Below are 2,320 nucleotides of genomic sequence, written 5' to 3'. Positions count from 1 at the left end.
TTTTACTGCCTGTAAGCACAACAAAGGGTGTAGAGATATTTATGAAAGAATTGTAAATAAGGGTAAAAGTAAAAAATTAGCCTTGATTGCAGTATCTAATAAATTACTAAAACAAGCTTTTGCAATAGCAAAATCTGGACATCCATATGATCCAACTTTTGCTTCTGTTTTAAAGATAAATTAGTAAAATAATAGATGAGATTATACTTTAAAAAAGCTTAAACAAAAGTTTAAGCTTAGTATAATAATGTTCAAATTTAATGAAGAAAAATGTTGTTTTTTAGCTCAGTTCTTTGTTGCAAGTAGTTGTTTTTTTAGTCTATAATTCCATTTATTTCACTTTTCCAAGTTTTAAAAATTGAACTTTTCACTGAATTTTCTCCAATTTTTTAATTCAGATTTTGAGTAAATACCGCGATTCAGATTTTCCGCATTTTGCTCAATTCCACAAACTTACTAAATTCAGAGTTTGAGTAAGAATTCCGCAATTTGATTTTCCGAGATTGAGTAAATTCACACGTTTTATAATTCCCATAATTTGCAAAATTCAACACATCGAATTTTGCGAGCGAGAGAGTGTTCAACATTTTGAATTCCACTTTTTGAATTTTAAATTCAAGAGTTTTAAACCGCAAATTTTACGAGTTTGAGTGGTTTCCGCCAATTACTTGCAACGTGTTTGTATAAGCTTTGTTGCGTGTTTTAAGCAATTAATTTAGTAAATAAAACACAAACCAAGAAAATCTTCGAGGATTTTCGAAAGTAGGTAAAAAGCCAGCAATAAAGTTTATACGTTGTTACCACAAGTTATTAATGTAAAATTTGTCCTCCAGCAACTACATTTCTATTTTCTAAACTTTTTTCAGAGCTTAATGTTAAAACAATAAATGAAAACTTTATATTGTTGAAAACTAATCCAAGAGTAAGTTGACCGAATGAAAAATTTGAGTTTTCAATACCGAGATTATTTGAAAATTCTTCTGTTCCATATATTCGGTTATAATTAAAAGCTCCAAAAAACCTTAATTGATTATTTGTTAACGCAGCATCAGCGTAAAAATCAATTCCGATTGTAGCACTACCTGCGAACTCTTCAGTAGTAGTTCCGAATTCGGGAAAATCTGCTGTTCCTTTTGCTTTTAATCTAGAAATAAAATTAAATTGATTGTTTCTAGAATGAATGTATGCTAAAGGGTATTCTATATTTAAAACAGTATTACCTCCATTTGAAACAAGTCTTTGGTATGCCTCGTCTTCTTTAGCCATAGATAGGCTATCTGATGAGCTACTTGAAATCATAGCTCCTAAACTAACTCTTAATACTGAAAGGTTGCCACTAACTAATTCAGAATAAATTGAACCTGTATTATTTCCAATATTGAAACCTGTATTATTTAATACACTAAACCTTTTTCCTTTGCCATCATATAAAATATCGAAAAAAGCTCTTGCTCTCTTGGGACCAAATTTTAAATAAGACCAAGTAGTATATTGTAAATATTCTTTATTATATTCATTTGATAAACTGTCAATGATGGGATTTAGAATCCTAATTGAATCTCTTGATTCCACTAATTGATTTTCAAAATTAGCTATTTGTTTTTTTGTTAATTTTAATTTATTCTCGGCATTACTGTCTAGTTTTGATAATGCATAATTATAGATAGAATCGAATTTATTTTTTTTATTTTTAAATCTTTTCTTTTTTATATTACTCCAAGTTTTATAATAATTAAAAACTTTTTTTCCTCTATTATTTGTGGTGGAGTCAGAGATAAAAGTTTTTCCTTCTGTTGGATTATCTAAAATTTTAAAGCTTGGAGTACCTTGAGAAAAAGTATTTGTTGTTAAAAGTAAAATTAATATCGAAAATAGTTTTTTTTTCATAATGCTTGGTTTTAATTTGTGGTAACGTTGTTGTATATGATTTGTTGCGTGTTTTAAACACCTAATTTAGCAAATAAAAACCGACTAGAAAATCCGCGAGGATTTTCGTAAGTAGGCTAGAACTAGCAATAAATTATATACGGCTTAAGTTTGTCTTTTAATAAATTTGACAAATAATCAGAAAGAATAAAAGAGAGAATTAAGGTTAGTATACACGGTGAAGCTTAGACTTCGACAACATTGATAATCCTCTCTCTTTTCTACTTTACATCACGTTCAGTTCTGTGAGACTTTAGATCTCGATTTCAAGTTGTTGTGAGTTCAAGTAGTTTATTCTTTCCTAAATCATTTCATATGAATAAATATAATGAAACTTTTGGAATTGACATTAGTAAGGCTGTTTTTGATTGTTATGGCTCTATTCAAGGTCATT

At 28.5% G+C, this 2,320-nt stretch carries 1 protein-coding gene and 1 pseudogene; one reads left to right on the top strand and one right to left on the bottom strand.

Annotated elements, in window-relative coordinates:
- Nucleotides 1-184 (top strand): annotated as a pseudogene (locus FDT66_RS13940) (IS110 family transposase); the annotation flags it as partial.
- Nucleotides 185-810: 626 nt separating this feature from the next.
- Here the strand turns inward: FDT66_RS13940 and FDT66_RS13935 are convergent.
- On the bottom strand, nucleotides 811-1,887 hold the full coding sequence (locus FDT66_RS13935; RefSeq protein WP_138537600.1) for a hypothetical protein: 1,077 nt from the start codon (nucleotides 1,885-1,887) through the stop codon (nucleotides 811-813).
- Nucleotides 1,888-2,320: the final 433 nt, after the last annotated feature.

Source organism: Polaribacter aestuariivivens (assembly GCF_005885675.1).
Classification (GTDB): Bacteria; Bacteroidota; Bacteroidia; order Flavobacteriales; family Flavobacteriaceae; genus Polaribacter; species Polaribacter aestuariivivens.
Note: the sequence above shows the minus strand (reverse complement) of the source record. Positions and strands in the feature narration are given on the sequence as shown.